Origin of the sequence: Paraburkholderia antibiotica (assembly GCF_012927125.1) — a bacterium.
Taxonomy (GTDB): domain Bacteria; phylum Pseudomonadota; class Gammaproteobacteria; order Burkholderiales; family Burkholderiaceae; genus Paraburkholderia; species Paraburkholderia antibiotica.
In genome coordinates, this window is record NZ_JABBFZ010000032.1 from 28,647 (window position 1) to 45,092 (window position 16,446).

The window sequence follows — 16,446 nt, forward strand, 5'->3', positions numbered from 1 at the left end:
GGATGCCGCAATGCATCCGGCGCGGCGTAGAATAAAAATCATCTTTTCCCTTTTCACTCTCCCTATCACGAGACGAGGTTCGCCATGAAGCGCATCACCGCAGTCATCAAACCGTTCAAACTCGACGAAGTGCGCGAGGCGCTCGCGGAAGTTGGCCTCACCGGCCTGACCGTTACCGAGGTCAAGGGCTTTGGCCGTCAGAAGGGGCATACCGAGCTCTATCGTGGTGCGGAATACGTGGTCGACTTTCTGCCGAAGGTGAAGATCGAAGTCGTGGTCGCGGACAACCAGTGCGATCAGGTGATCGACGCGATCATCGGCGCGGCGCGTACCGGCAAGATCGGCGACGGCAAGATCTTCGTCGCGGACGTCGAGCGCGTGATCCGCATCCGCACCGGCGAAGAGAACGAAGCGGCGGTATAAGCGCCCCACAATCAGGCGACGCACCGTCACGGTGCGCGGAATCCATCACGAAACCGCGCGCCCATAAAAAACGGTGCAATACCCTTGCGGATATTGCACCGATACGCGCCTCTCGCAGCAGCGTGAAAAAGATTCTCTTGGAGAAACCTGTCAGGCCCCGAAGGACTTGCCCTCGGGGCACACTCGCTTAGAACGAGTGCTGGATACCTGCGTACACGCCGGTTTGGCCCTTGCCTTGCAGCGGGTTGTCCGTGCTTGCTGCCAAGCCCGGATTGTTCGCGTTCAGACCGAAGTTAGCCGTACGGCTGTTCGACACGCCAGCGACCTGGATGTCCAGCAGCGTGCGCTTCGACAGGTTGTACGAACCGCCAACCGTGTAGATCGTCGCATTGCCCGCGCCGTTGTTGCCGTTCACGTGGTACACCGCCGCGATCAGTGCCGCAGCCGGCGTTGCCTGCCACGTCACGCCGCCCCATTCGTGATCGAGCGTGGTCGGCTGGCCCGGCAGAACACCGGTTGCACCTGCCGAACGGATAGCCTGGTAAGCGCCCTGAACCTTGAACTGGCCGAGGAACACGTTGAACATGGCCGAGTATTCACGCGATGCCGAGAATACGCCGCCACCTGCATTGGCCGTGTTGATCGTGCCGACTTGCGGGCCATACAGACCGCCGTTCGCCGGGTTGCGGATTTCGTCGTACATGCCGCGAACCTGGAACAGCGAGTTCGTGTAGGTGATCTGTGCGCCGGCTTCGCGACCTTGAGCGGTCGTGCCGTTACCGTTCCAGCTCGTCGCGTTCGACAGCGCGTATTGACCGTAGAAGTCAAAGCCGGCGAACTTCGGCGACTGGTACGCGAAGTTGTTGCTCGATTGCGGCCAGTTGCGGCCACGCACCAGCGATGCCGACGACCAGTCCGATTGACCGAACGGGTCGAAGTCCCACACGCCGTTCGAGATGAAGAGCATACGGCCCATCGTGAACGTACCGTACTGTGCGTTCGACAGACCGACCGTTGCCCAGCGATTGAAGAGGCCGCCACCGCCCGGGCCCGAGCCCGTCATCGTGTTGAACGAGCCTTCCAACTGGAACAGCACCTTGTTGCCGGCGCCGATGTCTTCGACACCCTTCATGCCCCACAGGCTGGTGCCCCAGTCGCCGCTTTCTGCTTTCCAGCGGGTCGAGTTGCCGTTAGCAGCGCCGTTGACGTTGGCGCCGGTCGGAACGCCCGACATGTACTCGATACCTGCATCGAGGCGGCCGTACAGCGTAACGCTGCTTTGAGCGTGTGCAACAACGCCGGCCGACATCAGCGCAGCGGCGAGCAATGCTTTCTTCATCTTCTCCTCCATACCCTGTCAAAAAATGAAACCCAGTACTGCGAGTGGTGTTCGGATGCGCTCGGCACCGAACAGGAAGCGGTACCAGGGGAGAGTGGCGGGTGGATAGGGTCTCCTGCCGTGACGCGTAGCGTTGAGCTATCTGTGCGTCATGCCGATCCCTCGCCGACCGGTTCTCCTCTGCTTTGAAGTGAAACTACTTTTAATCAACTTTGTTTTGCTACTTTGGTTACTAATTTATCAAAAATAACTTTAACCGGGAGAAGAAATTGGTATGGCTTCTAAACGGTGTCGCCAAATTGCAATACGAATGTGCGGCGCGACCCGTTCAAGTACCTCGGGAAAACGTGCAAAGCCTTATCCGACAAGGGACTCAGAGCGCGGAAGGGGGCGTATTAAGGATTGCCACTATTGACGATTAAAAAGTGGCGGGGTAGGGCGAAAAATCGACCTGAGAGGCCTGCTGGAAGGGCTTTGAGCGGTTTTTTTCGTGTTCTCGAAGAGCACGAAGGAGGCGGCGGAGAAAATAAAAAAGGCGCTCGTAAGCGCCTTGTAATACTACATTGACTACATTTTCGACGCGGCGAATTATTGCCGGCCGCAGGTCATTTTATTATTTGAGACTGCCCGACAAAAATTGCTTCAGACGTTCGCTTTTGGTATTGCGGAATACTTCGTCCGGATGGCCTTCTTCTTCGACGCGGCCCTGATGCAGGAACATCACGTGATTCGACACGTTGCGCGCGAAACCCATTTCGTGGGTGACGACGATCATCGTGCGGCCTTCCTCGGCGAGCTTCTGCATCACCTTCAGCACTTCGCCGACGAGTTCCGGGTCGAGCGCGGAAGTCGGTTCGTCGAACAGCATCACGTCGGGATGCATCGCCAGCGCGCGCGCAATCGCGACGCGCTGCTGCTGGCCGCCCGACAGATGCGACGGATACTGTTTCTCCAGGCGCGGCGCGAGACCGACTTTCTCGAGATATTCGCGGGCGCGATCCTCGGCTTCCTTGCGCTTCAGACCGAGCACATGCACCGGCGCCTCGATGATGTTCTCGAGCACGTTCATGTGCGACCACAGGTTGAAGTGCTGGAACACCATCGCGAGCTTGGTGCGCACGCGCTGCAGCTGCTTCGGGTCCGACACGCGCAGCGCGCCGTCCCTGGCGGTCTGCGTGCGCACTTCCTCGCCGTCGACGAAAATGCGCCCGGCGTTCGGCTGCTCGAGAAAGTTGATGCAGCGGAGCATCGTGCTCTTGCCCGAGCCGGACGAACCGATCACGCTGATCACGTCGCCGGCATCGGCTTTCAGCGACACGCCCTTGAGGACTTCGTTGTCGCCGTACTTTTTGTGAAGCTCGTCGACGAAGAGCTTTTGCTTCTTGGAATTCATCAGGATCCTTAACGAGCTTGCCTGCCCAGGGGCGCGCGGAGTTACTTGCCTTGCGGCCGCAGGTAAGCGAGCCAGCGACGCTCGGCGCGGCGGAACAGCCACACCAGCGCGAAAGAAATGCATAGATACAGCAGCGCGGCGATGCCGAACGCATTGAACGATTGATACGTCGCCGAGTTCACGTCGCGCGCGATCTTCAGGATGTCCGGCACCGTGGCCGTGAACGCGACCGTGGTCGCGTGCAGCATCAGGATCACTTCGTTGCTGTAGTAGGGCAGCGCGCGGCGCAGCGCCGACGGCAGAATCACGCGCCGGTACAGCGTGAACGACGACATCCCGTATGCGCGCGCCGCTTCGATCTCACCGTAGGGCGTCGCCTTGATCGCGCCGGCGAAAATCTCGGTCGTATAGGCGCAGGTGTTCAGCGTGAACGCGAGCAGCGTGCAGTGCATGCCGTCGCGGAAGAACGCGTTGGTCAGCTCGTTGTTGCGGATGATTTCGAGGCTGTAGAGGCCGGTGTAGCACAGCAGCAGCTGCACGTAGAGCGGCGTGCCGCGGAAGATGTACGTGTACAGCCACACCAGACCCGACAGCCACTTCTTCCTCGATACGCGCGCCACCGCGAGCGGCACCGACAGACAGAAGCCCAGTCCGATCGACACCACCAGCAGCCACAGCGTGATCGCGACGCCGGTGAAGCGATAGCCGTCGGTGAAGAGGTAGTTGCGCCAGTATTCCTGAATGATCGCAATCATAGATCCGCCTTTCGCACGCCGGTCGAGTAACGCTTTTCGAGGTACATCAGCACGAAGTTGGACACCGTCGTGATGACGAGATAGATCGCGCCGGCGAGCAGCGTGAAGAAGAAGAACCGCAGCGTGCCCTTGCCGGCGTCCTGCGAGGCCTTGACGACGTCGGCCAGACCGATGATCGACACCAGCGCGGTCGCCTTCACCATCACCTGCCAGTTATTGCCGATGCCGGGCAGCGCGAAGCGCATCATCTGCGGGAACATGATGCGCGAGAACACCTGCCAGTTCGTCATGCCGTAGGCGGCGCCCGCTTCGAGCTGGCCGCGCGGCACCGCGAGAAACGCGCCACGGAAGGTCTCGGTGAAGTACGCGCCGTAGATGAAGCCGAGCACGGCGACGCCGGCCACGAACGGATCGATGTCGATCTGATCCCAGCCCAGCGCGTCGGTCAGGTTGTTCAGCCAGATCTGGATGCTGTAGAACAGCAGCAGCATCAGCACGAGGTCGGGCACCCCGCGCACGAGCGTCGTGTAGACGGTGCCGACGCCATTGGAGAAGCGGCTTTTCGACAGTTTCGCCGCCGCGCCGAGGAGGCCCAGCACGAAGGCCAGTACGAGTGACAGCACCGCCAGTTTGACGGTTGCCCAGGTACCGGTGAGAAGCAGCGGGCCGTAGCCTTGAAGGAACATAGGAAGTCCTTGACGATGCGCGCGTCGCGCACCGCGAAAGACGCGGCCCGTGTTGCGCCGCGTGTGCCGCGAGCGGTCGGCTCGCGGTGACCTGCGGCGCACAGCACGCCGCTGTGCAAATCATGCCGCGGGAACATTGCCGATCCCGCGGCGCGCTTTTGGACTTTCGTCTCGAGTTGTTTTGAATCTACTGCCCGGTGCTGCCACTACGACTGCGACTACGATAACGACTACGACCGCCATTGCCACCGGCCTGAGCCGACTCTATTCCGAAGTTCCGGTCAAGCCCATGCGGGCGAGCCCCGAGTTTCGCCTAGCGCCCAGGATAAATGTCGACGTCGAAGTACTGCTTCTCGATCTTCCGGAACGTGCCGTCCTGATGAACCTCGGCGAGTGCGCGGTTGAACATCGCCTTCAGATCGGCGTCGCCCTTGCGCAGACCGATCGCGGTGCCTTCGCCGATCGTCTTCGGATCCTTCACTTCCGGGCCGGCCCAGGCGAAGCCCTTGCCGCGCGGCGTCTTCAGGAAGCCGGCGTCGGCCTGCAACTCGTCCTGCAGCGCGGCGTCGAGACGGCCCGATGCGAGATCGGCGTAGACCTGATCCTGATTCTGGTACGACACGATGGTCACGCCCTTCGGCTCCCACCAGAGCTTCGCGTATTGCTCCTGGGTCGAACCCTGCTCGACGCCAACGCGCTTGCCCTTCAGCGATTCGGGCGTCGGCAGCAGCGGCGAACCGCTTTTCGCGATCATGCGGGCCGGTGCGTCGAACAGCTTGTCGGAGAAGTCGATCTGTTCGCGGCGTTTGTCGGTGACGGTCAGGGAGGAGATGATCGCGTCGAATTTCTTGCCCTTCAGCGCCGGAATGATGCCGTCGAGATCCGACTCGACCCACACGCATTTCACGTTCATCTTCGCGCACAGGGCGCGGGTCAGATCGGCGTCGAAGCCGACGATGTCGCCGCTAGGCGCCTTCGATTCGAACGGCGGATAACTGGCATCGACGCCGATGCGCACGGTCTTCCATTCTTTCGCCATCGCGCCGGTGGCCATGACTGCCAGAGCCACGCACAGTGCGAACTTCTTCATGATTCTCCTGGATCAAACTGATCGTCGTGATGATCGACTCGGCGAGCATCGGCTGGGGCCGACGGTCGCCGACGGTCGCTATTCTAGGCGGTCAAAATTGCCGTGCCGCAGGGGTGTCGCTGCGCGACGGGCGACGGTTGGTTCGACGTGGCGGGTAGAGCGGAGCGCTTTAAGCTGCCCTGTAACCGTCCCTTAACTGCCCGTTAGACAACCCATTGCACCCGTTTTTCACGGTCGCGGACGTCGCCGCGCACCGGTTGCGGCTTGCCCGACGCAGCTCGCCGGCGCAGCATGCACGTCCAACGGAGCGCATGCGCGTTGAAAAGCGCGGTATTTTACCCGAAGAGCGGCAAGCTGCCAGTCCGGCAGGGCCGCGAGCGGCAAGTCGCCGCGGCGGGCGTTGTGCGGGCGCGACGCCGGCGGCGATTTTCCGGCCCGTGCGGCGTTTCCGGCCGGTTTCCTGCCGGATGGGTTTCACGGCAAGCGGTTCGGTTCGGGAAAGCCTCGCGTGGGATGAGGGCGGTCGGTCGGCCGTTTCGGCATGGCCGGGCGGTCCGCGCGCGATTGCATGCACCGCTGGAACGGTCCGGTGCTGGCGCGCCGATTGTTAAGTTGCGGCGCTGCCCCTACATTTCCGTCATCGCTCTATTTATTACTTGCCGGGAGATTTTCCATGATCGAGATTCGCCGTTCCGAAGAACGCGGCCATGCCAACCACGGCTGGCTCGACTCGTATCACAGCTTCTCGTTTGCCGATTACCGCGATCCGCAGCACGTGCATTTCGGCCCGCTGCGCGTGATCAACGAAGACCGCATCGCCGGCGGCCAGGGCTTCGGCGCGCATGGTCACCGGGACATGGAGATCGTCACGTACGTGCTCGAAGGCGCGCTCGCGCATCGCGACAGCATGGGCAACGGCTCGACGATCCGTCCCGGCGACGTGCAGCGCATGAGCGCCGGCACCGGCGTGCAGCACAGCGAGTTCAACGCGTCGCAAGACGAGCTCGCGCATCTGCTGCAGATCTGGATCATTCCGCGCCGCGCGGGCGATCAGCCCGGCTACGAGGAAAAGCGTTTCGACGCCGACAGCAAGCGCGGCCGCCTGCGCGTGATCGCGTCGCCCGAGGGTCGCGACGGCTCGGTGACGATCCACGCGGACGCGTCGATTTACGCGGGACTGTTCGACGGCGCGGAACAGGCGACGTTCGCGCTGCCGGCGGGGCGTCTCGCTTACGTGCACGTCGCGCGCGGCGCGCTGAGCGTGAACGGCACGGCGCTCAAGGCGGGCGACGCCGCGAAGCTGAGCGACGTCGATACCGTCACGCTGGAGCAGGGCGAGCACGCAGAAGTGCTGCTGTTCGATCTCGGCCCGTTGAACGGCTGATTCACGGCTGATTCGCGCCGCGGTGCTCACCGCCGCTAGTTATTACTGCAGCCAGATAGTCGGCACCAACGCAAACGCCACGGAAAACTTCTTCCGTGGCGTTTTTATATCGGCGAGGCGGCCGCGCTGGCCCGCCTCGCAACCGGCGCGCTTACTGGTTGGCGGCCGGAGCCGAAGCCGCGCCCTTCTGAGCCTTGTGCTGCTCCCAGCGCTCGCGCATCTTCTCGTGACGCTGTTCCATCCGCGCAAAGCGCTGCTTCAGCGCGGTGCTGACGGTGGTCTTCTGCTGGTCGTTCAGGCCGTTATAGAACTTCAGCCATGCGTCGGTGGTTTGCTGGTGCAGTTGCGCGTTCTTCTGCTCGATCTGCTGATGCGTGGCGGCCATCGCGTTCAGATCGAGGATCGGTTGTTGCTGCGCGGCCTTGAACTGGTCGTGAGCCTGCTTGTGGTTTGCGCGCATCGCTTCGTGGTTCTGCTTCATCGTATCGAGCGCGTTCTGCCAGAGCTTTTCCTGATCCGCGTTCAGCTTGAGCTGGTCGTGGAGCTGGGTCAGCTGCTTCATGAACTGGCCGTGCCAGCCGCCGGGGCCGCCGTGCGCGTGCTCGGCGGGTTGAGCGGCATAAGCGGCACCCGCGCCGAGGGCGAGAGCGGTGGCGGCAACGGCGAGAACGCGTGACATCTTTTTGGTGGACATATAAGGCTCCTTGTAATGGAATAGCCGACGATGCAACCGGTCATGTGGACTGCCTGCATTCGGTAAGGCACAGCGTAGAGAAGCGTGCCGGTCGCTGTGTTACGCGGCAGGATGCGGCTATTACCACCGATTACGTGCGCCTTTCACCGTAACACCCGGTAACCCTTGAGGCGGTTCTGAAAACGAAAACCCAATCTGCTGAGCGTTAAACTTCATCCCATGGCTACTCAAATCCTGGTTGTCGACGACGACGTCGAATTGCGCGATCTGTTGCGCGACTATCTCGCCCGTCAGGGCATCGAAGTATCGGTGCTGCACGATGCCGGCTCGCTCGAGCGCCGGCTCGAACGCGAGCGCCCGGACCTCATCGTGCTGGACCTGATGATGCCCGGCGTGGACGGTCTCACCGCGCTGCGCAAGCTGCGCGCGTCGGGCGACGATATCCCCGTGATCATGCTCACCGCGCGCGCGGACGACGTCGATCGCATCGTCGGGCTCGAACTCGGCGCGGACGACTATCTCGGCAAGCCGTTCAATCCGCGCGAACTGCTCGCGCGCGTGCAGGCGGTGCTGCGGCGGCGTCGCACGCTGCCGTCGGCGGCCGCGCCGGAACAGCGCGAGCCGTTCAGCTTCGGCCGCTTCACGCTGGACTTCCAGTCGCGCACGCTGCATCTCGAAGACAGGCCGCTCACGCTGTCGGGCAGCGAATTCGCGCTACTGAAGATTTTCGTCAATCACCCGATGCGCACGCTCACGCGCGAGCGTCTGCTGGAATTGCTGCACGGTCCCGAGTACGACGGCACCGACCGCGGCATCGACGTGCAGGTGTGGCGCCTGCGTCGCATTCTCGAAACCGATCCGTCCACCCCGCGCTTCATCCAGACGGTGCGTGGCCGCGGTTACGTGTTCGTGCCGGACGGCGAGCAACATGCGCCGGCCCATTGATTCGCTGTTTGGGCGGCTAGCGCTGCTCGTCGTCGCGGTGCTGATGCTGTCGCATTTCGCGTGGTATGCGCTGATGCGGCTCGAACGCTCGCAACAGCAAACGCGCTACGCGGTCGAGGAAGCGACCTTCCTCGTCGACGCGGTACGTCAGCACGTCGCCCGTACACCGGATCAACCGCTGCCGTCACGCGTGAAGCTCGTCGATCCGGCGAGCCCCGACGTGCCGGCGGTCAACACGGAATTGCCGGCGCCGCTCGAGCGCTTCATCGAAGATTTGCGCGATCGCATGCCAGCCAACACCCAGGTGCGTGTCGGTCCGCCTGGCGGGCCGCCCACGCTGTGGGTGCGCGCCGCGACGGATCGAAACTGGATCGTCGTGCCGGTGCAGCCGCTGCGCATGCCGCGCTCGCTCGACCGCACCGTGCTGTGGCTCGCGATCATCTTCTCGTTCGCGGTGATGGCGGCGTTGTTTGCCGCATGGGCGTTGCAGCAGCCGCTGCGCTCGCTCGCCCAGGCGGTCACGCGCTTCGGTCGAGGCCTGCCGGTGCCGCCGGTGCCGGAGCGCGGCCCGCGCGAATTGCGGCAACTCACGCATGGTTTCAATCAGATGGTGCAGGAAGTCGCGCGGACCGAGAACGATCGCGCGGTGATGCTGGCCGGCGTCGCGCATGACCTGAAGACGCCGCTTGCGCGTCTGCGGCTGCGAGCCGAAATGATGGACGACGCGAAAACGCGCGACGGTGTCGTGCGCGACGTCGACTCGATGACGCATATCGTCGAGCAGTTTCTGGTGTTTGCGCACGACGGCGCGGATCGCAGCGAGCCGGTCGAAGTCGATGCGCAATGCGAGCGGGTCGTACGCAGCTATCGGGCGGTCGCCGCCGGTGCGCCGACCGTGCGGACCGAACTCAACGCGGGACCGTCGTTCCTGCTGCCCGCGGCCACGCTCGACCGGATCCTGTCGAATCTGCTCGACAACGCTCACGCGTACGGTGCACCGCCGGTGGTGGTTGCCACCGCGCGGACATCGCAGGGCTTCACGCTGTCGATCAGCGACAACGGCAAAGGCATTGCCGCGCAGGACCTGATCAGCGCGAGCCGGCCGTTCGTGCGGCTCGATCCGGCGCGCGGTGGCAACGGTCATAGCGGATTGGGTCTGGCGATCGTCGAACGTCTGGTGCGGCGCGCGGGTGGCGAGTGGGAGATCGGTAACCACGGCGGCCGCGGTTTGCGAGTGCTGATGAGCTTTCCGCTCGAAGTGCTGCCGCGCGTGGCGACAGCCTCGGAAAATGCCTGGTAGAAGCAGACTGAAGCGGTGGATCAGGGCGGCGAACCAAGGTGGTAAATCAAGTTGGCAAGCCAGCCTGGCAAACTAACGTAGCAGGTGAATGCGACCGCTTGAGCCAGCGGAGTGAAGCGTCGCGATGCGGGCGCGTAGCGGCGGCATCGCGAGTGGGCAGTGCTTAATCCGAGAACAACGTATTCAATGCATTGGCCGTTTCGCTGTCCACGGTATTCCACGTCACCGATTCCGCCTCGAAGATGTAATGCGTCGTGTACTTGCCGAGGCGCGTGAGGATTTCCTCCTGAATCAGTTCCGGCGCGACCTCCAGTTTCAGATACCACGCGGTAGACGACAGGCGCGTCTGGAATGCGCCATATTCGGCGAGCAGATGGTCGAATGCGTCAGCGTCCTGATCGCGACAGACGATCACCAGATTTCCCTTCATGCGAATCTCCCGTTAGAGCAATAGCAACGATCCAATATCAGGATCGATGATACCTGCTCCGATGCGGGAAGCCTGGTTCAGTCGACAACGACGACTCCGCGCTTTTGCGGTGCGTCAAGCCATGGGTGGGCAGCGAGCGTTGTTGTGGGCAGGGTAAAAAGAACGACGCGCATCGTTCGATCCGGCGCTTACCAGGCATTCACCGCCGTGCGGGTCGGCGGCGCGGTGTCGTCGGGCGGCAGCGCTTCGGTGCGGTCGCGCCCGCCGGTCTTGGCCGCGTAGAGCGCGGTGTCGGCGCGGCTCATGATGCGCTCGGGCAGATCGTCGGGCGACAGTTCAGTGATGCCGATGCTCACGCTCAAGCCCGCCGCGGCCGGCAGCTTCGGCGACGGTACCGCCTTCAGACGCAACCGCAGACGCTCGACCACCTCACGTCCGCCCGCCAGATCGGTGGCGGGCAGCAGCAGTCCGAACTCCTCGCCGCCGAGCCGACCGATCGCGTCGGAGCTGCGCAACTCGGCGCGGCAGGTATCGACGAAATGTTCGAGCGCGCGGTCGCCGGCCGCATGGCCGAAGTGGTCGTTGATCTGCTTGAAGTGATCGAGGTCGGCGATCGCCATGCACAGCGGCTCGTTGTTCGCGTGGGCGCGATCGATTTCACGTCGCAGCAGATCGAGGAAATAGCGCCGCGACAACGCGCCGGTCAGCGCATCGTGCCGCGCCTCGGCCGACAGCAGCGTATTGGCCGACTGCAGCTGTTCGGCGAGATCGCGTGTCGCGCGATGGTGACGCCGCTCGCGCACATAAGACACGGTGATGACCCAGGCGAGCGCGACGGTGCCGGCCAGCGTCAGGAATACCAGCAGATGGTCGCGCTTGTGGTTGCGCAGCAGCTCGGGCCACGCGGCGAGCGGGTCGACCAGATGCGCGGACAGTCCCGAATTCAGACCGCTGCGCGACTGATAGAGCGCCGGCGCCGGCTGCCGGCTCATCCCGAACAGCTGCCCGGCGACGGCGGGCGGCACCCACGGCGCCTGCTCGCGCAACTCGGTATCTTCGCGGATCAGCATGTCGGGAAACGTATCGCGGCGGTAGATGACGCGCCGCTCCGCGGGGCTCATTTGCGTGACGTGCGAATTCGGCAGCGCGTGGCCTTCGAGCGCGCTGTTGTGCGCCATGATGATGACGCCGTTGTCGTCGGCGACGAAGGTGCCCGCGTGGGCGACCCAATGGCGCAGCCGCGCGATGCCGACCTTCGCGACCACCGCGCCGACCAGCAGGCCGTCCGAATACACCGGCGCGGCGATGAAGATACCCGGCTCGCCGCTTGCGCGGCCCACGCCGTAGGCTTCGGAGAATGCGCCGAGCAGCGCGTTGGTCAGATAGCCGCGCGCGCGCATGTCGACGCCGACGAACGAGCGTTGCGCGCCGCCGGGGTCCGCGATCGTGCTGCTCGAGGCCACGCAGATGCCGTTCGTGTTGACGATCCAGATCTGGTCGAGTCCGGAGAAGCCTTGGGCGTCGTGCAGGAACTTGCTGACCGCGGTCATCTGCGGATTGGCGAGCAGCGCGGTGCGCAGAGCGGGTTCCGCCGCTTCGCCGTTCGCGGCATAATTCTGCGCTTGCATCAAGGCACGCTGGACCACGTCCATTTCGGCCATGGTTGCGGGGATGGCGCGGGACATCGCGAGGTCGCTGGCAATCACTTCGGCCATGTTGTCGACGATCGACGTGGACATTTGCCGCTGCGTGCGCAGCGCCGCGTCCAGCTCTTGCTGTACCATCCGGTCCGCGACCATGCCAGCCACGAACCAGCAAACCAGTACGATCAGCACGAAGCTGACCGGCCCGGCGACCTGGCGCAAGGTTGTCCTGTTCATCGACCCTCTGATCCGTCTGGCTGTGACATGCAACTTGCTCAATCGTGGCAGCGCGCCGGCGCTGTGTCTGCCTCCGTGGCGGCCGCGTTGCCGGTCGCGGTGACGGCTCTTCGCAAGCAGGGTGCGCTGCGTCGTCGCCGCGGCCCAGGATGAACTGTTTCTAAACAGGGACGTCGTTTCCCGATTTTAACCGTCATGGGGCCCGACGCCACCGTTATTGCTGGGATGCGGACTGCATATGCGGGGCTGGCCAGGTTCATAACGGCAGCCGCGTCGGTTTCTTGATGGCTGCACGGCGTTCCGGGAACGAGTTCGTCAGGATGACTGATTCGCGTCGAGAGACGCGGATGTGGCTTGGGCGCCACGCGCCCGGATGGCTTCGCGAGGTGACGCCCCGCAATCCGTTCGAGCAGGGTACAGTGCGGCGCGGTCACCCGGGCCGATGCTTGCCAACGGCTTACGCCACGGGCTTGTGAGCCATCTCGCAATTTGCGGTCCGAGGTTGTGCCTGAAACATAGGATGGTGTAGTGTCGTGCCGTCCAAACGAGGAAAGCCCGCCGGCCTTAGGGCGGCGTCCGCGGCGACAGCGATCCGGTATGAGGGCGGTGATCCTGGGCGACTTGTCCACGACCCTGTCCGTTGCCGGCCGACGTGTCTCCAACGCTAACGATTTACCACGCACGCGTGTTTTGCCATGCCTGATTTCTGCTTTCCGGACCGATCCATAGACCGCCGTGAGATAGTCGCGGCCTCCTTCGAGCGTTCGAATGCCTGTTCCATTGGGGAGGGCGTCTGATGGATTTCAGTTTCAACCTGAAGCGCACGGCCAATGCGTCGGCATGGCGCGTGTTGCCCAATCGCTGGGACTTCGTTGCGTTTCCGCTGATCATCTGTCTGATCGCGATGGCGTCGATCGGTTTTCACGAGACGCTCGCGCCGATGTCGACGCTGAAATCCCAGACGATCTCGCTCGATCCGGCCAACCTGCCCGAATACGCGCTGCGCACCACGCTGCGCATGCTCGCGGCGATGGTCGCGTCGCTGATCTTCACGCTGGTGTACGGCACGCTCGCGGCCAAGAGTCGGCGCGCCGGACTCGTGCTGGTGCCGATTCTCGACATCCTGCAGTCGGTGCCGGTGCTCGGCTACATCTCGTTCACCGTTACGTTCTTCCTCGCGCTGTTCCCGGGCCGCGTGCTCGGCGCCGAGCTCGCGGCAATCTTCGCGATCTTCACGAGCCAGGCGTGGAACATGACGTTCAGCTTCTACCAGTCGCTGCGCACGGTGCCGCGCGATCTGGATGAAGTGTCGCGCGGCTTCCATCTGACTTCATGGCAGCGCTTCTGGAAACTCGAAGTGCCGTTCTCGATGCCGGGCCTGATCTGGAACATGATGATGTCGATGTCGGGCGGCTGGTTCTTCGTGGTTGCGTCGGAAGCGATTACGGTCGGCAACAAAACGATCACGCTGCCGGGCATCGGCGCGTATCTGGCCCAGGCGATCAGCGACAAGAACCTGCACGCGATCGGCTGGGTGATCCTCGCGATGACGGTCGTGATTCTCGCGTACGACCAGTTCCTGTTCCGTCCGCTCGTCGCGTGGGCCGACAAATTCCGGATGGAAAACACCAGTTCGGGCGATGCGCCGGAGTCCTGGCTGCTCGACCTGATTCGCCGCACCCGCCTGATTCACCGCCTGCTGGTGCCGCTCGGCTGGATGTTCGCCAAAGCCGCGCGCGTGCGCTTCGAGCTGCCGGCGTTCAGCACGCCGCGCTTCCAGATCCCGCAGCGCGAGAAGAGTTCGAAGTTCGGCGACATGCTCTGGGCGGCGCTCGTGTTGCTGGTCACCGTCTACGTGGTGTATCGCGTGTTCCTTTATGTGCGGACCGGCGTGTCGCTCGAAGAAGTCGGCCACGTGCTGGTGCTCGGTCTGATCACGCTGTTGCGCGTGGTCGTGCTGATCGCGATCGCGTCCGTGATCTGGGTGCCGATCGGCGTGCTGATCGGTCTGCGTCCGGCGCTCGCGGAAAAGATCCAGCCGCTCGCGCAGTTCCTTGCCGCGTTCCCGGCGAACCTGCTGTTCCCGGTGTTCGTGATCGTGATCGTGCGCTTCCATCTGAACCCGGATATCTGGCTGTCGCCGCTGATCGTGCTCGGTACGCAGTGGTATATCCTGTTCAACGTGATTGCCGGCGCGAGCTCGTACCCGAACGACTACCGCGAGGCGGCCAAGAATTTCCACATTCGCGGCTGGCAATGGTGGCGTCAGGCGATGCTGCCGGGCATTTTCCCGTACTACGTGACCGGCGCGATCACCGCGTCGGGCGGCGCGTGGAACGCGAGCATCGTCGCCGAATTCGTGCAGTGGGGCGATACCAAGGTCGCCGCGCATGGTCTCGGCGCCTATATCGCGCAGACCACCGCGGCGGGCGACTATCCGAAGATCATCGTGGGCATCGCCGTGATGTCCCTGTTCGTGACCCTGTTCAACCGTCTGCTGTGGCGTCCGATGTACGCCTATGCCGAAGGCAAGCTCCGCCTAGATTGAGAAATGAAGGCTTAACGCGATGCAAAATCCTAAAGCTGCTATGACCGCCGCGCCGATCCAGACGCCGCCGAAGCCCCCGCGCCTCGGCGAGGAAATCCTGCGCGTGAAGGACGTGTGCCGCGGCTTCAACAAGACCCAGGGCGAACTGCTCGTCCTCGACGACGCGAATCTGTCGCTGCGCGAAGGCGAGATCGTCGGTTTGCTCGGCCGCTCGGGCTCGGGCAAGTCGACGCTGCTGCGTATCATCGCCGGTCTGATCGAACCGACCGACGGCGAAGTGACCTATATGGGCAAGCCGCTCGAAGGCCCGGCCAAAGGCGTCGCGATGGTGTTCCAGACCTTCGCGCTGTTCCCGTGGCTGACCGTGCTGCAGAACGTGGAAGCCGGTCTCGAGGCGCAAGGCGTCGGCGCTAGCGAGCGGCGCACGCGCGCGCTCGCGGCGATCGACCTGATCGGTCTCGACGGTTTCGAGAACGCGTATCCGCGCGAGCTGTCGGGCGGTATGCGTCAGCGCGTCGGCTTTGCGCGCGCGCTGGTGGTCGACCCGACGCTGCTGCTGATGGACGAGCCGTTCTCCGCGCTCGACGTGCTGACCGCCGAAACGCTGCGTACCGACCTGCTCGATCTGTGGACGCAAGGCCGCATGCCGATCAAGGCCGTGCTGATCGTCACGCACAACATCGAGGAAGCGGTGTTCATGTGCGACCGGATTCTGGTGCTGTCGTCGAATCCGGGGCGGGTGATCGCCGAGATCAAGGTGCCGTTCAAGCATCCGCGCAATCGTCTGGACCCGGCGTTCCGCCGCCTCGTCGACGAGATCTACGCGAAGATGACCGCGCGTCAGACCGACGAAAAGACCCGCAAGGGGCTTGAGCTGCACAGCTGGTTGCCGCACGTGTCGACCAACCTGATGGCGGGTCTGATCGAAACGCTCGCCGCCGCGCCGTACCACGGTCGCGCGGACATGCCGGAAATCGCGCGCTCGCTGCATCTGGAGGTCGACGATCTGTTCCCGATCGCCGAAGTGCTGCAGCACCTCGGTTTCGCCGACGTGCGCGAGGGCGATATTTTCCTGACGCCGCCGGCGCGCGTGTTCGCCGAGTTCGGCACGCAGGAACGCAAGATGATGTTCGCCGAGCATCTGCTGCGCCACGTGCCGCTTGCCGCGCGGATCAAGAAGGTGTTGAACGAGCGGCCGGGGCATCGCGCGCCGCGCGTGCGTTTCGAGCAGGAGCTGGAAGACTTCCTGTCCGATAGCGCCGCCGAGGAGACGCTCGACGCGGTCATCAACTGGGGCCGTTACGGCGAAATCTTCTCGTACAACGACCAGACCGAAATCTTCAGTCTGGAAGACGTGGAGTCCTGAGCGGGCGAGAGTAGGAAGAGATCGCGGACCGGTGCCGATGCAGGTGCCGGGCCGGCAAAAAAAAGCGGCGAGGTTCATTTCCGAACTGAACTGCACCCCAAAAGTTGGACACTGATCCAACCTTTGGGGTGTTTTTCATGGCGAAGTACGACGAACGGTTCAAGCAGCGGTTGGTAGACGCATATTTGCAAGGCGAGAGTGGGATTAAAGCGT

At 63.4% G+C, this 16,446-nt stretch carries 14 protein-coding genes; 6 read left to right on the plus strand and 8 right to left on the minus strand.

Annotated elements, in window-relative coordinates; genetic code table 11:
- Positions 1-84: 84 nt before the first annotated feature.
- A complete protein-coding gene (glnK, locus tag HHL14_RS30825) occupies positions 85-423 on the plus strand; it encodes a P-II family nitrogen regulator (protein ID WP_006048444.1) in 339 nt (112 codons plus the stop codon).
- A 187-nt stretch (positions 424-610) separates the two neighbouring features.
- Here the strand turns inward: glnK and HHL14_RS30830 are convergent, their stop codons facing one another.
- From HHL14_RS30830 to HHL14_RS30850, 5 genes are all read right to left on the minus strand, one after another.
- Positions 611-1,762, minus strand: coding sequence for a porin (locus HHL14_RS30830; protein WP_169501384.1), 1,152 nt, complete (start codon positions 1,760-1,762; stop codon positions 611-613).
- Between the two features lie 613 nt (positions 1,763-2,375).
- Complete coding sequence (locus HHL14_RS30835) at positions 2,376-3,155, minus strand: ABC transporter ATP-binding protein (RefSeq protein WP_169501385.1); 780 nt, start codon at positions 3,153-3,155, stop codon at positions 2,376-2,378.
- A gap of 41 nt (positions 3,156-3,196) precedes the next feature.
- Positions 3,197-3,910, minus strand: coding sequence for an ABC transporter permease (locus tag HHL14_RS30840; protein ID WP_169501386.1), 714 nt, complete (start codon positions 3,908-3,910; stop codon positions 3,197-3,199).
- Positions 3,907-4,596: an ABC transporter permease gene (locus HHL14_RS30845; protein ID WP_169501387.1), complete on the minus strand. Its 690-nt coding sequence runs from the start codon at positions 4,594-4,596 to the stop codon at positions 3,907-3,909. The genes HHL14_RS30840 and HHL14_RS30845 overlap by 4 nt, the downstream gene beginning before the upstream one ends.
- A gap of 313 nt (positions 4,597-4,909) precedes the next feature.
- Positions 4,910-5,686: an ABC transporter substrate-binding protein gene (locus HHL14_RS30850; protein ID WP_169501388.1), complete on the minus strand. Its 777-nt coding sequence runs from the start codon at positions 5,684-5,686 to the stop codon at positions 4,910-4,912.
- Positions 5,687-6,359: 673 nt separating this feature from the next.
- Between HHL14_RS30850 and HHL14_RS30855 the strand changes: the two genes are divergently transcribed.
- The gene (locus HHL14_RS30855; protein ID WP_169501389.1) at positions 6,360-7,070 is read left to right on the plus strand and encodes a pirin family protein; all 711 of its coding nucleotides are present in this window, start codon (positions 6,360-6,362) and stop codon (positions 7,068-7,070) included.
- Between the two features lie 151 nt (positions 7,071-7,221).
- Here HHL14_RS30855 and HHL14_RS30860 read toward each other — a convergent pair whose 3' ends face one another.
- Entirely contained in the window at positions 7,222-7,764 is a 543-nt protein-coding gene (locus tag HHL14_RS30860) for a periplasmic heavy metal sensor (protein WP_169501390.1), read from the minus strand.
- A 219-nt stretch (positions 7,765-7,983) separates the two neighbouring features.
- Here HHL14_RS30860 and HHL14_RS30865 point away from each other — a divergent pair, with 219 nt between their 5' ends.
- Entirely contained in the window at positions 7,984-8,709 is a 726-nt protein-coding gene (locus HHL14_RS30865) for a response regulator (RefSeq protein ID WP_027799783.1), read from the plus strand.
- Positions 8,693-10,009 carry an ATP-binding protein gene (locus HHL14_RS30870; RefSeq protein ID WP_169501391.1) on the plus strand — a complete coding sequence of 439 codons (1,317 nt, stop codon included), beginning with the start codon at positions 8,693-8,695 and terminating at the stop codon, positions 10,007-10,009. Before HHL14_RS30865 ends, HHL14_RS30870 begins: the two co-directional genes overlap by 17 nt.
- Before the next feature lie 163 nt (positions 10,010-10,172).
- On the opposite strand, the gene HHL14_RS30875 is transcribed toward HHL14_RS30870, so the two are convergent.
- Both HHL14_RS30875 and HHL14_RS30880 read right to left on the minus strand, forming a co-directional pair.
- Positions 10,173-10,439: a double-stranded DNA-specific endonuclease gene (locus tag HHL14_RS30875; RefSeq protein ID WP_169501392.1), complete on the minus strand. Its 267-nt coding sequence runs from the start codon at positions 10,437-10,439 to the stop codon at positions 10,173-10,175.
- A gap of 188 nt (positions 10,440-10,627) precedes the next feature.
- Positions 10,628-12,319 carry a sensor domain-containing diguanylate cyclase gene (locus HHL14_RS30880; RefSeq protein WP_169501393.1) on the minus strand — a complete coding sequence of 564 codons (1,692 nt, stop codon included), beginning with the start codon at positions 12,317-12,319 and terminating at the stop codon, positions 10,628-10,630.
- Between the two features lie 796 nt (positions 12,320-13,115).
- Between HHL14_RS30880 and HHL14_RS30885 the strand changes: the two genes are divergently transcribed.
- Positions 13,116-14,867, plus strand: a complete 1,752-nt coding sequence (locus HHL14_RS30885) for an ABC transporter permease (protein WP_169501394.1) — start codon at positions 13,116-13,118, stop codon at positions 14,865-14,867.
- A gap of 19 nt (positions 14,868-14,886) precedes the next feature.
- Positions 14,887-16,233, plus strand: a complete 1,347-nt coding sequence (locus tag HHL14_RS30890; RefSeq protein ID WP_169501395.1) for an ABC transporter ATP-binding protein — start codon at positions 14,887-14,889, stop codon at positions 16,231-16,233.
- The last annotated feature ends 213 nt before the right edge of the window (positions 16,234-16,446 follow it).

What these genes read in the sequence shown, in the direction of transcription:
- glnK (WP_006048444.1), top strand. Translation starts at nt 85, where the DNA reads ATGAAGCGCATCACCGCAGTCATCAAACCGTTCAAACTCGACGAAGTG.
- HHL14_RS30830 (WP_169501384.1), bottom strand. Translation starts at nt 1,762, where the DNA reads ATGAAGAAAGCATTGCTCGCCGCTGCGCTGATGTCGGCCGGCGTTGTT.
- HHL14_RS30835 (WP_169501385.1), bottom strand. Translation starts at nt 3,155, where the DNA reads ATGAATTCCAAGAAGCAAAAGCTCTTCGTCGACGAGCTTCACAAAAAG.
- HHL14_RS30840 (WP_169501386.1), bottom strand. Translation starts at nt 3,910, where the DNA reads ATGATTGCGATCATTCAGGAATACTGGCGCAACTACCTCTTCACCGAC.
- HHL14_RS30845 (WP_169501387.1), bottom strand. Translation starts at nt 4,596, where the DNA reads ATGTTCCTTCAAGGCTACGGCCCGCTGCTTCTCACCGGTACCTGGGCA.
- HHL14_RS30850 (WP_169501388.1), bottom strand. Translation starts at nt 5,686, where the DNA reads ATGAAGAAGTTCGCACTGTGCGTGGCTCTGGCAGTCATGGCCACCGGC.
- HHL14_RS30855 (WP_169501389.1), top strand. Translation starts at nt 6,360, where the DNA reads ATGATCGAGATTCGCCGTTCCGAAGAACGCGGCCATGCCAACCACGGC.
- HHL14_RS30860 (WP_169501390.1), bottom strand. Translation starts at nt 7,764, where the DNA reads ATGTCCACCAAAAAGATGTCACGCGTTCTCGCCGTTGCCGCCACCGCT.
- HHL14_RS30865 (WP_027799783.1), top strand. Translation starts at nt 7,984, where the DNA reads ATGGCTACTCAAATCCTGGTTGTCGACGACGACGTCGAATTGCGCGAT.
- HHL14_RS30870 (WP_169501391.1), top strand. Translation starts at nt 8,693, where the DNA reads ATGCGCCGGCCCATTGATTCGCTGTTTGGGCGGCTAGCGCTGCTCGTC.
- HHL14_RS30875 (WP_169501392.1), bottom strand. Translation starts at nt 10,439, where the DNA reads ATGAAGGGAAATCTGGTGATCGTCTGTCGCGATCAGGACGCTGACGCA.
- HHL14_RS30880 (WP_169501393.1), bottom strand. Translation starts at nt 12,319, where the DNA reads ATGAACAGGACAACCTTGCGCCAGGTCGCCGGGCCGGTCAGCTTCGTG.
- HHL14_RS30885 (WP_169501394.1), top strand. Translation starts at nt 13,116, where the DNA reads ATGGATTTCAGTTTCAACCTGAAGCGCACGGCCAATGCGTCGGCATGG.
- HHL14_RS30890 (WP_169501395.1), top strand. Translation starts at nt 14,887, where the DNA reads ATGCAAAATCCTAAAGCTGCTATGACCGCCGCGCCGATCCAGACGCCG.